This window comes from Pedobacter punctiformis (assembly GCF_027213715.1).
GTDB classification, from domain to species: Bacteria; Bacteroidota; Bacteroidia; order Sphingobacteriales; family Sphingobacteriaceae; genus Pedobacter; species Pedobacter punctiformis.
Window position 1 is genome coordinate 214,347 of record NZ_JAPWGM010000001.1, and the last position, 14,790, is coordinate 229,136.

The 14,790-nt window shown below is 37.4% G+C and carries 29 protein-coding genes; all 29 read right to left on the bottom strand.

What is annotated here, in order from left to right; all coding sequences use genetic code 11:
* Window positions 1–3 precede the first annotated feature (3 nt).
* Window positions 4–612 carry a 30S ribosomal protein S4 gene (gene rpsD, locus O0955_RS00905; RefSeq protein ID WP_269425661.1) on the bottom strand — a complete coding sequence of 203 codons (609 nt, stop codon included), beginning with the start codon at window positions 610–612 and terminating at the stop codon, window positions 4–6.
* A 61-nt stretch (window positions 613–673) separates the two neighbouring features.
* Entirely contained in the window at window positions 674–1,063 is a 390-nt protein-coding gene (gene rpsK, locus O0955_RS00910) for a 30S ribosomal protein S11 (protein WP_010599885.1), read from the bottom strand.
* Window positions 1,064–1,085: 22 nt separating this feature from the next.
* Window positions 1,086–1,463 (bottom strand): 30S ribosomal protein S13, encoded by a 378-nt coding sequence (rpsM, locus tag O0955_RS00915; RefSeq protein ID WP_269425662.1) that lies wholly within the window; start codon window positions 1,461–1,463, stop codon window positions 1,086–1,088.
* A 69-nt stretch (window positions 1,464–1,532) separates the two neighbouring features.
* Entirely contained in the window at window positions 1,533–1,649 is a 117-nt protein-coding gene (gene rpmJ / locus O0955_RS00920; protein WP_010599887.1) for a 50S ribosomal protein L36, read from the bottom strand.
* A gap of 1 nt (window position 1,650) precedes the next feature.
* On the bottom strand, window positions 1,651–1,869 hold the full coding sequence (gene infA / locus O0955_RS00925) for a translation initiation factor IF-1 (RefSeq protein WP_010599888.1): 219 nt from the start codon (window positions 1,867–1,869) through the stop codon (window positions 1,651–1,653).
* A gap of 71 nt (window positions 1,870–1,940) precedes the next feature.
* The gene (gene map, locus O0955_RS00930; RefSeq protein ID WP_269425663.1) at window positions 1,941–2,726 is read right to left on the bottom strand and encodes a type I methionyl aminopeptidase; all 786 of its coding nucleotides are present in this window, start codon (window positions 2,724–2,726) and stop codon (window positions 1,941–1,943) included.
* A 9-nt stretch (window positions 2,727–2,735) separates the two neighbouring features.
* Complete coding sequence (secY, locus tag O0955_RS00935; RefSeq protein WP_269425664.1) at window positions 2,736–4,088, bottom strand: preprotein translocase subunit SecY; 1,353 nt, start codon at window positions 4,086–4,088, stop codon at window positions 2,736–2,738.
* A gap of 7 nt (window positions 4,089–4,095) precedes the next feature.
* Window positions 4,096–4,542, bottom strand: coding sequence for a 50S ribosomal protein L15 (gene rplO, locus O0955_RS00940; protein WP_269425665.1), 447 nt, complete (start codon window positions 4,540–4,542; stop codon window positions 4,096–4,098).
* Window positions 4,543–4,644: 102 nt separating this feature from the next.
* Complete coding sequence (rpmD, locus tag O0955_RS00945) at window positions 4,645–4,824, bottom strand: 50S ribosomal protein L30 (protein WP_269425666.1); 180 nt, start codon at window positions 4,822–4,824, stop codon at window positions 4,645–4,647.
* A gap of 4 nt (window positions 4,825–4,828) precedes the next feature.
* Entirely contained in the window at window positions 4,829–5,347 is a 519-nt protein-coding gene (gene rpsE, locus O0955_RS00950) for a 30S ribosomal protein S5 (RefSeq protein ID WP_131538681.1), read from the bottom strand.
* 17 nt (window positions 5,348–5,364) lie between these two features.
* Complete coding sequence (gene rplR / locus O0955_RS00955; RefSeq protein WP_269425667.1) at window positions 5,365–5,718, bottom strand: 50S ribosomal protein L18; 354 nt, start codon at window positions 5,716–5,718, stop codon at window positions 5,365–5,367.
* Between the two features lie 5 nt (window positions 5,719–5,723).
* Window positions 5,724–6,281, bottom strand: coding sequence for a 50S ribosomal protein L6 (rplF, locus tag O0955_RS00960; protein WP_269425668.1), 558 nt, complete (start codon window positions 6,279–6,281; stop codon window positions 5,724–5,726).
* A 19-nt stretch (window positions 6,282–6,300) separates the two neighbouring features.
* On the bottom strand, window positions 6,301–6,699 hold the full coding sequence (gene rpsH, locus O0955_RS00965) for a 30S ribosomal protein S8 (protein ID WP_131538678.1): 399 nt from the start codon (window positions 6,697–6,699) through the stop codon (window positions 6,301–6,303).
* 147 nt (window positions 6,700–6,846) lie between these two features.
* Complete coding sequence (gene rpsN, locus O0955_RS00970) at window positions 6,847–7,116, bottom strand: 30S ribosomal protein S14 (protein ID WP_010599897.1); 270 nt, start codon at window positions 7,114–7,116, stop codon at window positions 6,847–6,849.
* Window positions 7,116–7,682, bottom strand: a complete 567-nt coding sequence (gene rplE / locus O0955_RS00975; RefSeq protein ID WP_269426589.1) for a 50S ribosomal protein L5 — start codon at window positions 7,680–7,682, stop codon at window positions 7,116–7,118. Before rplE ends, rpsN begins: the two co-directional genes overlap by 1 nt.
* Entirely contained in the window at window positions 7,679–8,020 is a 342-nt protein-coding gene (gene rplX, locus O0955_RS00980) for a 50S ribosomal protein L24 (protein ID WP_131538676.1), read from the bottom strand. Before rplX ends, rplE begins: the two co-directional genes overlap by 4 nt.
* A gap of 1 nt (window position 8,021) precedes the next feature.
* Window positions 8,022–8,390 (bottom strand): 50S ribosomal protein L14, encoded by a 369-nt coding sequence (gene rplN / locus O0955_RS00985; protein ID WP_010599900.1) that lies wholly within the window; start codon window positions 8,388–8,390, stop codon window positions 8,022–8,024.
* A 1-nt stretch (window position 8,391) separates the two neighbouring features.
* Complete coding sequence (rpsQ, locus tag O0955_RS00990; protein ID WP_010599901.1) at window positions 8,392–8,646, bottom strand: 30S ribosomal protein S17; 255 nt, start codon at window positions 8,644–8,646, stop codon at window positions 8,392–8,394.
* Between the two features lie 13 nt (window positions 8,647–8,659).
* Window positions 8,660–8,872 carry a 50S ribosomal protein L29 gene (gene rpmC, locus O0955_RS00995; protein ID WP_199157600.1) on the bottom strand — a complete coding sequence of 71 codons (213 nt, stop codon included), beginning with the start codon at window positions 8,870–8,872 and terminating at the stop codon, window positions 8,660–8,662.
* A gap of 74 nt (window positions 8,873–8,946) precedes the next feature.
* Window positions 8,947–9,369: a 50S ribosomal protein L16 gene (gene rplP, locus O0955_RS01000; protein WP_010599903.1), complete on the bottom strand. Its 423-nt coding sequence runs from the start codon at window positions 9,367–9,369 to the stop codon at window positions 8,947–8,949.
* 43 nt (window positions 9,370–9,412) lie between these two features.
* A complete protein-coding gene (gene rpsC, locus O0955_RS01005) occupies window positions 9,413–10,261 on the bottom strand; it encodes a 30S ribosomal protein S3 (protein WP_269425670.1) in 849 nt (282 codons plus the stop codon).
* A 9-nt stretch (window positions 10,262–10,270) separates the two neighbouring features.
* Complete coding sequence (gene rplV / locus O0955_RS01010) at window positions 10,271–10,633, bottom strand: 50S ribosomal protein L22 (RefSeq protein WP_131538673.1); 363 nt, start codon at window positions 10,631–10,633, stop codon at window positions 10,271–10,273.
* A gap of 7 nt (window positions 10,634–10,640) precedes the next feature.
* The gene (gene rpsS / locus O0955_RS01015; RefSeq protein WP_131538672.1) at window positions 10,641–10,907 is read right to left on the bottom strand and encodes a 30S ribosomal protein S19; all 267 of its coding nucleotides are present in this window, start codon (window positions 10,905–10,907) and stop codon (window positions 10,641–10,643) included.
* On the bottom strand, window positions 10,907–11,731 hold the full coding sequence (gene rplB / locus O0955_RS01020) for a 50S ribosomal protein L2 (RefSeq protein ID WP_131538671.1): 825 nt from the start codon (window positions 11,729–11,731) through the stop codon (window positions 10,907–10,909). Before rplB ends, rpsS begins: the two co-directional genes overlap by 1 nt.
* A gap of 20 nt (window positions 11,732–11,751) precedes the next feature.
* Window positions 11,752–12,042 (bottom strand): 50S ribosomal protein L23, encoded by a 291-nt coding sequence (gene rplW / locus O0955_RS01025; protein ID WP_131538670.1) that lies wholly within the window; start codon window positions 12,040–12,042, stop codon window positions 11,752–11,754.
* 1 nt (window position 12,043) lies between these two features.
* A complete protein-coding gene (gene rplD, locus O0955_RS01030) occupies window positions 12,044–12,673 on the bottom strand; it encodes a 50S ribosomal protein L4 (protein WP_269425671.1) in 630 nt (209 codons plus the stop codon).
* Between the two features lie 4 nt (window positions 12,674–12,677).
* Entirely contained in the window at window positions 12,678–13,295 is a 618-nt protein-coding gene (gene rplC / locus O0955_RS01035; RefSeq protein ID WP_269425672.1) for a 50S ribosomal protein L3, read from the bottom strand.
* Between the two features lie 172 nt (window positions 13,296–13,467).
* Complete coding sequence (locus O0955_RS01040; protein ID WP_269425673.1) at window positions 13,468–13,863, bottom strand: DUF1634 domain-containing protein; 396 nt, start codon at window positions 13,861–13,863, stop codon at window positions 13,468–13,470.
* A complete protein-coding gene (locus tag O0955_RS01045; protein WP_269425674.1) occupies window positions 13,863–14,699 on the bottom strand; it encodes a sulfite exporter TauE/SafE family protein in 837 nt (278 codons plus the stop codon). The genes O0955_RS01040 and O0955_RS01045 overlap by 1 nt, the downstream gene beginning before the upstream one ends.
* Window positions 14,700–14,790: the final 91 nt, after the last annotated feature.

The window sequence follows — 14,790 nt, forward strand, 5'->3', positions numbered from 1 at the left end:
GAATTACTTCGAGTATAACTCGACGATTAAGTTTTCCTTGATGTTTTCAGGAATCTCGTCGCGTTGTGGATAAGTTAAAAACTTGCCGCTTAATTCACTTGCGTTCCAATCTAACCAGGCAAACTTATTAATCGTTCTTCCAGCTACAGAGTTTGTGATTGATTCTAAAGATTTAGATTTTTCACGAACCGCAATTACATCACCAGCTTTTAACTGATATGAAGGGATATTTACAACTTCACCATTCACTGTTACGTGTTTATGGCTAACTAACTGACGTGCACCAGAACGGGTGGTTGCAATACCTAAACGGTATACAGTGTTATCTAAACGTGCTTCTAATAATTGTAATAAATTATCACCGGTAATACCAGCACGTGAAGACGCTTTTTTAAACAAGTTACTGAACTGCTTCTCTAACACACCATAAGTGTATTTTACTTTTTGTTTCTCCATTAACTGGATCGCATACTCAGATTGTTTTCCTCTTCTTTTTGATGAGCCATGTTGCCCAGGAGGATAATTTTTTCTTTCTAACGCCTTATCAGGACCGAAAATTGGTTCTCTGAATTTACGGGCGATTTTACTTTTGGGGCCTGTATATCTTGCCATTTTTTTTCTGTTTTAAAGTATCATTCAACCTGTAGCTGAAGATTCTTAGCTTTAAAATTAATTAAACTCTTCTCTTTTTAGGAGGACGACATCCGTTGTGAGGAAGTGGAGTAATATCTTTAATAGATGTTACTTCGATACCTGCTACCTGTAAAGTTCTGATTGCAGATTCACGACCTGAACCCGGACCTTTTACAAATACTTCAACTTTACGTAAACCTAAATCAAACGCAACTTTACCGCAATCTGAAGCTGCTTGACCAGCTGCATACGGAGTGTTCTTTTTAGAACCTTTAAAGCCCATTTTACCAGCAGACGACCATGAAATGGTTTGTCCGTTGTTGTTTGTTAAGGTAACGATAATGTTGTTGAAGGTAGCATTGATATGGGCCTGTCCAACAGGCTCAATTACAACGATACGTTTTTTTGTTACTTTTTTACTCTTAGCCATGTTTATTACGTTCTACTAATTATTATTTAGTAGCTTTTTTCTTGTTAGCAACTGTTTTTCTCTTACCCTTACGTGTACGTGAGTTGTTTTTAGTACGCTGACCACGAGAAGGTAAACCTTTTCTGTGACGTAAACCACGGTAACAACCAATATCCATTAAACGTTTAATGTTTAACTGAACTTCTGAGCGTAAAGCACCTTCTACTTTAATCTCATCGTTGATCATTGTACGGATAGCTGATAATTCATCATCAGACCAGTCTTGTACTTTTTTGCTAAAATCGATACCTGCCTGCGTTAATATACGCTGAGCAGTTGTTCTGCCTATTCCGTAGATATAGGTTAAACCGATCTCTCCTCTTTTGTTTCTTGGTAAATCAATACCTGAAATCCTTGCCATATTTATTTATGTTTTTGAGTAATTCCGAACGGCGGGCCACCGTTGTACGGTACATTACAATATTTTTAATTACCCTTGACGTTGTTTGTATTTAGGATTTTTCTTGTTAATTACGTAAAGTTTTCCTTTACGGCGAATAATCTTACAATCAGCGCTACGTTTTTTAATTGATGATCTAACTTTCATTTTATTTATATCTATAAGTGATGCGTCCTTTTGTTAAATCATAAGGCGACATCTCCAATTTCACTTTGTCTCCAGGAAGAATTTTGATGTAGTGCATCCGCATCTTGCCTGAAATGTGCGCAATAATCTCATGCCCGTTCTCAAGTTCTACCCGGAACATTGCATTGGATAATGCTTCCCTTATTACTCCGTCTTGTTCAATTGAGGCTTGTTTAGCCATATTTTATTGATTGTTACTTAATTAGCTGCTTCTAAACAGGGTTGCAAAATTAAATAAAAAATTTTAATTATTTATTTTTTTTGTTGTAAAACTTCTTCTATTATAGAAAAGGTTGATAAAACGTCTGCCTGACCCTTTTTAATCGCTACTGTGTGTTCAAAATGTGCTGATGGTTTATTGTCTTTACTGGTTACTGTCCATCCGTCATTGTGGAATTTAACGCCGGCAACGCCTGCATTAATCATTGGCTCAATTGCAATAACCATTCCTTCTTCAAGTTTTGGTCCTGCACCGCGTTTTCCATAATTCGGAACTTCTGGCTTCTCATGAAGTTTTACGCCAACACCATGTCCTACAAGTTCTCTTACTACACCAAATCCGTTGGCTTCAGCATGTTGTTGTACCGCAAAACCGATATCTCCAATACGCATTCCGGCAACAGCTTTCTCAACGCCTAATTCCAGGCAACGTTTAGTAACTTCAACTAATTTTTTCTTTTCTTCACTAACCTCTCCAATGGAAAAAGTATATGCCGAATCGCCAAAATAATCGTTTTTAATTACACCGCAGTCAACCGAAATTAAATCGCCTTCCTGTATAATGTACTCGCTTGGAAAACCATGAACAACCTGCTCATTAGGCGAGATACATAAAGAGTTTGGAAAGCCGTTATAATTTAAAAATGCCGGGATTGCTCCATGATCACTTATAAACTCATAAGCTAGCTTATCCAATTGTAAAGTTGTCATGCCTGCTTTAATTACTTTAGCCACTTCGGCTAAGGTTTTAGAAACAAGCAATGAACTTTCTCTTATTAACTCGATCTCTTCAAGAGATTTGTAATAAATTTTAGACATCCTCCGGAACTACAACGCTGCATTGCTGCTGGCTGCAGGAATACCTGTTCTGCCAGTAACCCTACCCGTTTTCATTAAACCATCATAGTGACGCATTAACAGATAACTTTCAATTTGTTGTAAAGTATCTAACACTACGCCTACTAAAATCAGTAATGATGTCCCGCCAAAGAAGTGTGCAAATTCTTGTTTAATTCCAAACTTAACTGCTATCGAAGGCAGAATAGCTATGATTGCTAAAAATACTGCACCTGGAAAAGTAATTTTAGAAATTACATCATCAATAAAAGTTGATGTTGCAAATCCTGGCTTAATGCCCGGAATAAAACCACCATTTTTCTTCATATCGTCACTCATTTGAGTTGGATTAACCGTGATGGCCGTATAGAAGAAAGTAAATGCAATAATTAAAAATGCGAATGTTAAGCTATAAGCCAATGAAGTTGTATTGCTGAACTGGATTAACCATGATCCTTGCAAAGAAGGAGCAAACGACATTAAAGCGCCAGGAATAAACATTAAAGCTTGTGCAAAAATAATTGGCATAACACCTGCAGCGTTTACTTTTAATGGAATGTACTGACGTACACCACCAAACTGACGGTTACCAACAATCTTTTTCGCATATTGTACAGGCACTTTACGTACACCCTGAACAATTAAAATAGTAAACATCACTACCGCAAACAAAGCTACAATCTCTAAAACCAATGCAACCGGGCCACCACCTTCACTTGAAGATCCAACACGAGCACTAAATTCCTGACTGATAGCCAATGGTAAGCGGGCAATAATACCAACCATAATAATTAGTGAAGTACCATTACCAATACCTTTATCTGTAATTTTTTCACCTAACCACATTACGAATAAAGTACCTGCAGTTAATACAGTTACTGATAAAGCGTAAAATAAGGTAATAGATGAAATCAAAACAGCTCCGGGATGTGGATCTATGATTTGGGTTTTCACATAACCAATGGATTGAACGACAGTAATCGCTACGGTTAAATAGCGGGTAATCTGGTTCATTTTCTTTCTACCACTTTCGCCTTCTTTCTGCATCTTTTGGAATGAAGGAACAGCAATACCTAACAACTGCACCACAATAGATGCAGAAATGTAAGGCATTACGCCCAATGCCAAAATGGACACACGAGAGAAAGATCCTCCGGCAAACATATCGAGTAAGCCTAAGATACCTGACTTTTCGTTTTCGCCAAGAGCAGTTGGATCAACACCTGGTAAAACCACGTGAGATACGAAACGGTATACCAAAAGAATTAAGAGCGTAAACAATATACGCTCTTTTAATTCCTGAATTTTCCAGATATTACTTAAAGTAGTAAATAGCTTCTTCATTTAATAATTACAATTTTACAATTGAACCACCTGCTGCTTCAATAGCTTTTTGTGCGGTTGCAGAAAACGCATGTGCTGTAACTTCTAATTTTGCTTTAACTTCACCACGACCTAATACTTTTACTAAGTCATTTTTTGAAGCTAAACCGTGCTCTTGCAAAGTAGCAAAATCAATTGTTTTTAAGCTGAATTTTTCAGCTAAGTTTTGCAAAACATCTAAGTTTACACCAACATACTCTGTACGGTTAATTGGTTTAAAACCAACTTTAGGTACACGACGTTGTAAAGGCATTTGACCACCTTCAAAACCAATTTTAGTTGAGTGACCAGAACGTGAACCAGCACCTTTGTGACCACGTGTTGAAGTACCACCACGGCCTGAACCAGTACCACGGCCAATTCTTTTACTGTTTTTTGTAGAACCTTTTGCAGGTTTTAAATTACTTAAATTCATTTTTTTGAATTTGTGTTGCCCTTCGCTTTCACTAAACAGGTACAACGATTAATAATGAAAAATTTGTATCCGTACTAATAACGGATACAAACTTAAAAAAAATTATATAGCTTCTACAGCTACCAAATGGTTTACTTTTCTAACCATTCCGATAATTTGCGGAGTAGCCTCTACCTCAACACTTTGGTTCATTTTAGATAAACCCAAAGCCTGAACGGTTCTTTTTTGGCGCTCGCTTCTGTCGATAACGCTTTTTATTTGTGTTATTTTGATCTTAGCCATTATATTATCCGTTAAATACTTTGTTTAAATCTACACCACGAGTTTGAGCTACTGTATAAGCATCACGCATTTTAGTTAATGCATCAACAGTTGCTTTTACCACGTTGTGTGGGTTAGATGATCCTTTAGATTTTGCAAGTACGTTATGAATACCAGCACTCTCTAAAACAGCACGCATTGCACCACCAGCAATTACTCCGGTACCTACTGCAGCTGGTTTGATTAAAACAAAACCACCTGAGAATTTACCGATTTGCTCGTGAGGAACAGTACCGTTTAAAACCGGAACTTTTACCAAGTTCTTTTTGGCATCATCCACACCTTTTGCAATGGCTTCAGTTACCTCTTTCGCTTTACCTAAACCGTAACCTACAACACCGTTTTCATCACCTACAACAACAATTGCTGAAAAGCTGAAAGTACGGCCACCTTTAGTTACTTTGGCAACACGTTGTATACTAACCAAACGATCCTTTAATTCGATATCGGTGGTTTTTACTCTTTTTATATTGATAGTTGACATCTTACTTTTTCTTCAGATTAAAATACTAAACCAGCTTCGCGGGCACCCTCTGCCAACGATTTGATACGACCATGGTATAAGTAGCCGTTTCTATCGAAAACAACTTCTTTTACACCAGCAGCGATTGCTTTTTCGGCAACTAATTTACCTACAGCCACTGATTGTTCGCTTTTATTTCCTGTGCCAGAAAAATCTTTAGATAAAGATGATGCTGATACTATTGTTGTACCGGTTACATCGTTAATTACCTGAGCATAAATACCTTTATTGCTTCTATATACAGATAACCTTGGACGTTCCTCAGAACCAGTAAGTCTTTTTCTGATCCCTTTTTTTATACGATCTCTTCTTGATAATTTTTTACCTGCCATGATTACTATTTTTTAGATGCTGATTTACCTGCTTTTCTTCTTAACACTTCACCTACAAACTTGATACCTTTACCTTTATATGGCTCTGGTGCACGTAACGAACGGATTTTCGCTGCTACCTGACCGATCAATTGCTTGTCAATACTTTCTAAAATGATTTTAGGAGTCTGACCTTTTTCTGATGTAGTTGTTACTTTAATCTCTTCTGGTAATTGGAATACATAGTGGTGAGAATAACCTAAAACTAAATCCAGTGTATTACCCTGGTTTGTAGCACGGTAACCAACACCTACTAATTCTTGTTGTAATTTATAACCTTCTGTTACACCAACAACCATGTTGTTAAGCAATGAACGGTATAAACCATGTAATGCTTTGTGTTTCTTTTGCTCTGAAGGACGGCTTACTGTTAAAATTCCGTCTTCCTGACTTACAGTGATATCTGAATCTACTGCTTGTGTTAATTCACCTTTAGGGCCTTTTACAGTTACTACATTATCTTTTGATACGGTAATTGTAACACCTGCAGGGATTGTAATTGGGGCTTTTCCTATTCTTGACATTGTGCTGTTCTCCTAATTATTAATAAACGTGACACAATACCTCACCACCAATGTTTAATTTGGCTGCTTCTTTATCAGTCATTACACCTTTAGAAGTAGATAAGATTGCGATACCTAAACCGTTTAATACTCTTGGCATATTTTCAACGCCTGCATAGTTTCTCAAACCTGGTTTACTTACTCGCACTAATGTACGAATAGCAGGAATTTTAGTTATTGGATTGTACTTCAAAGCAATTTTGATGGTGCCTTGAGCGGTAGTATCCTCAAATTTATAATTCGCGATGTAACCTTTATCAAAAAGTACTTTAGTAATTTCCTTTTTAAGGTTTGATGCAGGAATTTCTACAACTCTGTGGTTGGCCTTAATGGCATTCCTTACTCTTGTTAAATAATCTGCTATTGGATCTGTATTCATTTTTATTGTTTTTGATAGTGGTTTCCTTCCGTTACCCAACGGTGGGACCTGCTATCGGTTAAAATTCTGTTTTAAGCTGAAAGCCAAAAGACTAAAGCCCAAAGCGAATAAACGCTTTAGACTTTAAGCTTTGAGCTTTATACTATATTACCAAGATGCTTTTTTAACACCTGGTATTTTACCGTCTAATGCCATTTGGCGGAAAGTTACCCTTGAAATACCAAAGGTACGCATATATCCACGTGGACGGCCTGTTAATTTACAACGGTTGTGTAAACGTACCGGTGAAGAGTTTTTAGGTAATTTATCTAAACCTTCAAAATCTCCTGCTGCTTTTAAAGCTGCACGTTTTTCAGCGTATCTAGCTACCAATTTTTGGCGCTTAACTTCGCGTGCTTTTACACCTTCTTTTGCCATTATTCTGCTGTTTTTTGATTTTTAAATGGTAATCCGAATTGTTTCAATAACTCTAAAGCCTCAACATCAGAATTGGCCGAAGTTACGAAAGTTATATCCATACCTAAAATTTTATTGATTTTATCGATATTAATCTCAGGGAAGATGATTTGCTCAGTAACTCCTAAAGTATAGTTACCTTTTCCATCAAAGCCTTTATCATTAATACCTTTGAAATCACGAATACGTGGCAAAGCTACAGAGATCAAACGATCTAAGAACTCATACATATTGTTGTCACGTAAAGTAACGCGTACACCAACAGGCATACCTTTACGTAATTTAAAGTTAGAGATATCTTTTTTGGATTGAGCCTGAACTGCTTGCTGACCTGTAATAGTAGTCAATTCAACAATTGTGCTATCCACAACTTTTTTATCTGTAACAGAAAAACGACCAACTCCCTGATTAATACAGATCTTTTGTAATTTAGGAACCTGCATTACAGTTTTGTACTGGAATTTTTCTTTTAGTGCATTTACAACTTCTTCTTTGTATTTGCTTTTTAATCTAGGTGTAGCCATTATTTAATCTCCTCTCCTGAAATTTTAGCAACTCTAACTAATTTACCATCAGCATTTAGTTTACGACCAACGCGGGTAGCTTTACCAGATTTTGGATCAACCAACATCAAGTTAGAAATGTGAAGAGCAGCCTCTTTTTTAATAATACCACCGTTCGGATTTGCAGCATTTGGTTTAGTATGTTTAGATACTAAGTTAATGCCTTCTACAATGGCTCTGTTTTTATCTATTTGTACTGAAAGTACTTTTCCTTGTTGACCTTTTGAATCGCCAGCAATTACTTTAACTAAATCTCCTGTGCGGATTTTTAATTTTGATGGTGTATTTACTTTGTTTCCCATTTTATAATACCTCCGGTGCTAATGATACAATTTTCATGAATTGTTTTTCACGCAACTCTCTCGCAACCGGGCCAAAGATACGTGTACCACGTGGCTCATCCTGTGCGTTTAATAATACTGCTGCATTATCATCAAAACGAATATAAGAACCATCTTTACGACGGATTTCTTTTTTAGTTCTAACAACTACTGCTTTAGAAACCGTACCTTTTTTGATATTACCTGAAGGTAATGCGCTTTTTACGGTAACAACTACTTTATCTCCAATTGAAGCATAACGTTTACCTGTACCACCTAGTACACGAATAACTAATACTTCTTTTGCGCCGCTATTATCAGCAACGTTTAATCTTGATTCCTGTTGTACCATCTTATTTAGCCCTCTCTAAAATTTGTACTAATCTCCAGTTCTTATTTTTACTCAAAGGACGAGTTTCCATAATTAATACAGTATCACCGATACCACATTCGTTTTTCTCGTCGTGAGCCATAAATTTGGTAGTTTTCTTAACGAACTTACCATAAATCGGGTGCTTTACTTTACGCTCAACGCTCACTACAACAGATTTATCCATCTTGTTGCTCACCACCAACCCGGTTCTTGTTTTTCTTAATTGTCTTTCCATTTCGACTCTCAAATTATTTAGTTTCAGTAGCTGACTCAGCGTTTTTCACCTTAGTCAGTTCAGTATTTAAACGGGCTATATCTTTCCTTACTTTTGCAATACGTGAAGGATTTTCGATAGCTGAAATAGTGTGAGCGAACTTCAATTTTGATAAGTTCTCTTTTTCTTCCGTAATCTTAGCTACTAATTCTTCTTTTGAAAGCCCTGTGATTTCTGAATTTTTCATTTTTATTTTTCTTTTACGTTTAAGTGTAGCGGTTATAAAAAACAAGTATTTACAACATTCATCTTAAATCTTTACTATGCTTCTACGTAATCTCTACGTACTACAAATTTTGTTTGGATTGGTAATTTTTGTGCGGCTAAACGTAATGCTTCTTTAGCAACTTCTAAAGGCACACCTTCAGCTTCGAAAATTACACGTCCTGGTCTTACTACTGCAACCCAGTACTCAGGAGCACCTTTACCTTTACCCATACGTACTTCAGCAGGTTTTTTAGTTACCGGTTTATCCGGGAAAATCCTGATCCATACCTGGCCTTCACGTTTCATGAAACGAGTTACGGCAATACGGGCAGCCTCTATCTGGCGACTTGTGATCCAAGTGGCTTCTAAAGATTTGATACCAAAAGATCCGAATGCTAATTCAGCTCCACGTGAAGCTAAACCTTTCATTCTGCCTTTTTGCATCTTCCTGAACTTCGTTCTTTTTGGCTGTAACATTTTATTTTGTTCTAATCGTTAAACGATGTTGTTAATAAATCAATTATTTACGAGGACCTCTGTTAGCGCCTGCGCCACCACCTCTGTTTGCACCACCCTGGCCTGGACCACGACCGCCGCCTTGGTTTCCACCACGTCTGTCGTTACCACCGCCGCCACGGTTGTCTCTTCCACCACCTCTGTTATCTCTTCCACCGAATGCTGGTTTATCTGACTGGCCTTTTGGACCGTTGTTTGCTGCACCAATGTTTGGAGACAAATCACGTTTTCCATAAACCTCACCTTTACAGATCCATACTTTAACACCGATTTTACCATAAGTGGTTAAAGCTTCAGCTAAAGCATAGTCAATATCAGCACGGAATGTATGCAAAGGCACTCTTCCTTCTTTGTACTGCTCAGTACGTGCCATCTCAGCACCACCTAAACGACCAGAAGTCATGATTTTAATACCTTCAGCACCCATACGCATGGTTGATGCGATAGAAGATTTCATTGCTCTACGGAATGAGATCCTTGCTTCTAATTGTTTTGCAACACCTTCTGCAACTAATTGTGCATCAAGCTCAGGACGTTTAATTTCAAAGATGTTAATTTGAATTTCCTTTTTAGTCAATTTCTTTAACTCTTCTTTGATTTTATCAACCTCAGCACCTGCTTTACCAATTACAATACCCGGACGAGCTGTGTGGATAGTTACCGTGATGCGTTTTAACGTACGTTCGATAACTACTTTTGAAACGCCGCCTTTTGCAATACGGGCAGAAAGGTATTTTCTTATTTTCTCATCTTCAACTAATTTATCGGAGTAGTTGTTGCCACCGAACCAGTTAGAATCCCATCCTTTGATGATACCTAACCTGTTACCTATTGGATTTGCTTTTTGTCCCATTTCCTAAAATTAGTTTTGAGTTGTTTCTGTATTTTTACTATCTACAATCAGCGTTACGTGGTTAGAACGTTTACGAATTCTATATCCACGGCCTTGAGGTGCAGGACGTAAGCGTTTAAGCTGACGGCCTCCATCAACCATAATTGTTTTCACAAATAGTTGACTTTCTTCAGGACGGGCACCTTCATTTTTAGCTTCCCAGTTTTTAATTGCAGATAATAATAATTTTTGAACTCTTATTGCTGCTTCTTTGTTGGTAAACTTTAAAATGCTTAATGCTTTTTCTACACGTTCACCTCTGATAAGATCTACAACCAAACGCATCTTACGCGGTGAGGTTGGACAATTGTTTAATTTTGCTATTGCTTCCATTGTCTAATTATTTTTTCTTTTCAGCGTGTCCTCTGAATGTTCTGGTTGGAGCAAATTCTCCCAACTTGTGACCAACCATGTTTTCTGTTACGTACACAGGGATAAATTTATTTCCGTTGTGTACTGCAAATGTATGACCTACGAAATCCGGAGAAATCATTGATCTGCGAGACCAAGTTTTGATTACAGTTTTTTTACCTGCATCATTCATAGAGTTTACTTTTTTCTCTACATTATGGTCAATATAAGGTCCTTTTTTTATCGAACGAGCCATTATTTCTTCCTTCTCTCTATGATGTAACGATTAGAATATTTCTTAAGTTCTCTGGTTTTGTAGCCTTTAGCTAAAATACCATTTCTTGAACGAGGGTGACCACCTGATGATCTACCTTCACCACCACCCATTGGGTGATCTACTGGGTTCATCGCTACCGGTCTTGTTCTCGGACGACGGCCCAACCAACGTTTACGACCAGCTTTACCTAATACTTCGTTTGCGTGATCTGAGTTAGATACCGCACCGATTGTAGCTAAACAAGTGGTTAAAATTAAACGGGTTTCGCCTGAAGGCATTTTTAAAGTAGCGTATTTACCATCGCGGGCAGCTAATTGTGCATAAGCACCTGCACTACGAGCCAATTGTGCTCCTTTTCCAGGATGGATCTCAACATTATGAATGATGGAACCTAATGGAATGTTTGATAATTTTAAAGTGTTACCTACTTCTGGAGCTGCTGTATCGCCCGAAACTAATTTCGAACCTACCTGCAATCCTTCAGGAGCAATAATGTAACGCTTCTCGCCATCTGCATAAACTAATAATGCAATGCGGGCAGTACGGTTTGGATCGTATTCAACAGTAGCTACTGTTGCAGGAATATCAAACTTATCACGTTTGAAATCAATCAAACGGTAAGATTTTTTGTGACCACCACCCATGTAGCGCATAGTCATCTTTCCTGTATTGTTACGTCCACCAGACTTTTTTGATGATACAACCAATGATTTTTCGGGCTTGGTTGCTGTAATCTCCGTAAAGCTGGCACCTACTCTAAAGCGGGTTCCCGGAGTAACTGGTTTAAATTTTCTTAAGCCCATAGTTATAATTAATAATTAAATTAAAGATTTGCGTAATAATCTATTGTTTCTCCGTCTTTCAACGTTACGATTGCTTTTTTGTATTTAGGACTACGGCCTGATACAAAACCTGCTTTAGTGTAACGAGATTTAGCTTTACCATCAACAACCATTGTGTTAACTGCAACGATAGTTACACCGTACAATTTCTCAATAGCTGCTTTAATCTGGATTTTGTTAGCCTTATGGTTAACGCTAAATGTGAAACGGTTAGATTTCTCAGTTAAAGCTGAAGCTTTTTCGGTTAATATTGGTTTTTTTAAAATTTCCATATTACTTGGCAAACGCCTCCTCCAAAGTTTTAACAGAATCAGCAGTTAACACAAGTACGCCAGCGTTTAATACATCATAAGTATTTAAATCTGCTGCAGTAATTACTTTAGTTTTCTGAACGTTTCTGCTTGATAAATAGATATTATTATTTTGTGCAGGTAAAACCAACAAAGTTTTTTCGTTACCTACGTTTAACGCAGCGATTAAATTTGTAAAGTTTTTAGTTTTAATGGTATCGAAGTTAAAATCTTCTAAAATTACCACGTTGTTATCTTTTGCTTTATAAGCTAAAGCTGATTTACGTGCTAATGATTTTAATTTCTTATTTAATTTAAAACTGTAATCACGTGGCTGAGGACCGAAAACACGACCACCACCATTGAATAATGGAGATTTAATGCTACCGGCACGGGCACCACCTGTACCTTTTTGTTTGTATAGTTTACGGGTAGAACCAGCAATCTCATTACGTTGTTTAGATTTGTGAGTACCTTGACGTTGGTTAGCCAAATACTGTTTAACATCTAAATAAATCGCGTGGTCGTTAGGCTCGATACCAAATACCGATTCAGGAAGTTGCACCTTGGCACCTGTTTCTTTACCTGAAATGTTTAATACTTTAACTTCCATCTGATTACTTATCTAAGATTACGTAAGAACCTTTAGCTCCTGGAATGGAACCACTAACTACTAATAAGTTTTGCTCAGCATAAACTTTCAAAACTTGTAAGTTTTGAACTTTTACCCTGTCTCCACCTGTTCTTCCAGCCATGCGCATTCCTTTGAATACACGTGAAGGGAATGATGATGCTCCCAATGAACCTGGGGCACGTAAACGGTTGTGCTGACCGTGAGTCTGCATACCAACACCGGCAAATCCGTGGCGTTTTACAACACCTTGAAAACCTTTACCTTTTGAGGTACCTACAACATCAACAAAATCGCCTTCTACGAATGCATCAACAGTTACTACATCACCTAAATTAAGTTCAGTTGTAAATGAGTTGAATTCTACCAGCTTGCGTTTTGGAGTTGTGTTTGCTTTCGCGAAATGGCCTTTTAACGGTTGAGTTGTGTTTTTCTCTTTTTTCTCATCATATCCTAACTGAATAGATGAATACCCGTCTTTTTCTTCGGTCTTCACTTGTGTAACTACACAAGGCCCAGCCTCGATTACAGTACATGGAATATTACGTCCGTCTGCATCGAAGATACTGGTCATTCCTACTTTTTTTCCAATAATTCCTGACATTTTATCTTTTAATTTTAACACCCATCGAAGCAGTAGGGCTTCGTTCAAGGTGGTTGTGCATCCCCCGAAAGGGACGGCAAAGATAGACAAGAATTATTAATTTTCAAATAGTTAGCCAAATATTTTTTCAAATAAATTGCTGATAGATGGGTACTTAGCTTAAATGATGGAGTTAATGTGCCAAACCACCATTTAAACTGATGGTTATGATGGCTAATATAATCAAACCAATGACTACATATAGGTAATCACGTTCAATTAAAAAGCTGAATAATGCAAAAACAATACGGGCAATCGGCGTAAAGATCAGCATCAGTACACCAAATTGTACAATTGCATCACCATGAAATGTTAAAACGCCTTTAAAAATTGAAGCAATTGAAGCAAATTTTGAAAGCTCAGGTTTAAAAACTTTATAATCGGCAATTACACCATTATTGTGTACCAAATAAATGATGCCGCCAATCAGCACAATACTCATCGAAATAATTACGCCTGCACGCAAAAGTGTACCCAGAATAAGCTGAATATCTTTATCGTTTAAGTTATCTTTATTTACTGTACCCATTACATTGCTCCGCTTAAACCTTTATAAATCATTTGAATGGCCAGAAAAACAACAACCACTGCAAATACAACTTTCAGTTTATCTGTTTTAGTTTTAATTAATATTTTCGAACCAATGGTTGCACCAGTTAAAACGCCAATACAAACCGGCATGGCAATGCCCGGATCTATCTGGCCGCGGTGTAAATAAACAATTGCACTTGCCGCGGCAGTAACCCCCATCATAAAATTACTGGTGGTGGTTGATACCTTGAAAGGCAAACGCATAATGTTATCCATTGCAATTACTTTTAATGCACCACTGCCAATACCAAGCAAACCGGAGAGTGTACCCGCAAAAAGCATCATAAAAAAACCACCCGGAACATTTTTTACAGCATATGTATGTTCTTTTCCTTTATCCGGATAAGAACCATTCAGTTTAAAAAATTTTGCCCATTTATCGGTGTTATCCTGCGTGGTATGATCTACCTTTTTCTTCAGGGTCATAATTGCAGAGAAGATTAAGATACAGCCAAAAATAACTGCTATATAATCCGGATTTAAATAAACAGCCACAATAGCGCCACAAACAGCGCCAACCGTAGTTGCAATTTCCAGAAACATGCCTATCCTGATATTGGTTATCCCCTCTTTTACATAAGCAGCTGCTGAACCGGATGAAGTTGCAATAACCGAAACAATAGACGCACCAATGGCATAATGAATATCTACACCTAAAGCCAGCGTTAATAAAGGAATAATAATTACGCCTCCGCCAAGCCCTGTTAAAGAACCTAGTAAGCCAGCTAAAAAAGCACCAATTAAAACGATAAGGGTAAACAGCAATACCGACATGGCGGCAAATATAAGTGACTTGTTTTAGGGAAACGAAAGATTAATTGAATAAAATAAAGTCTATATGATATATGGATGAAATAAGACGATC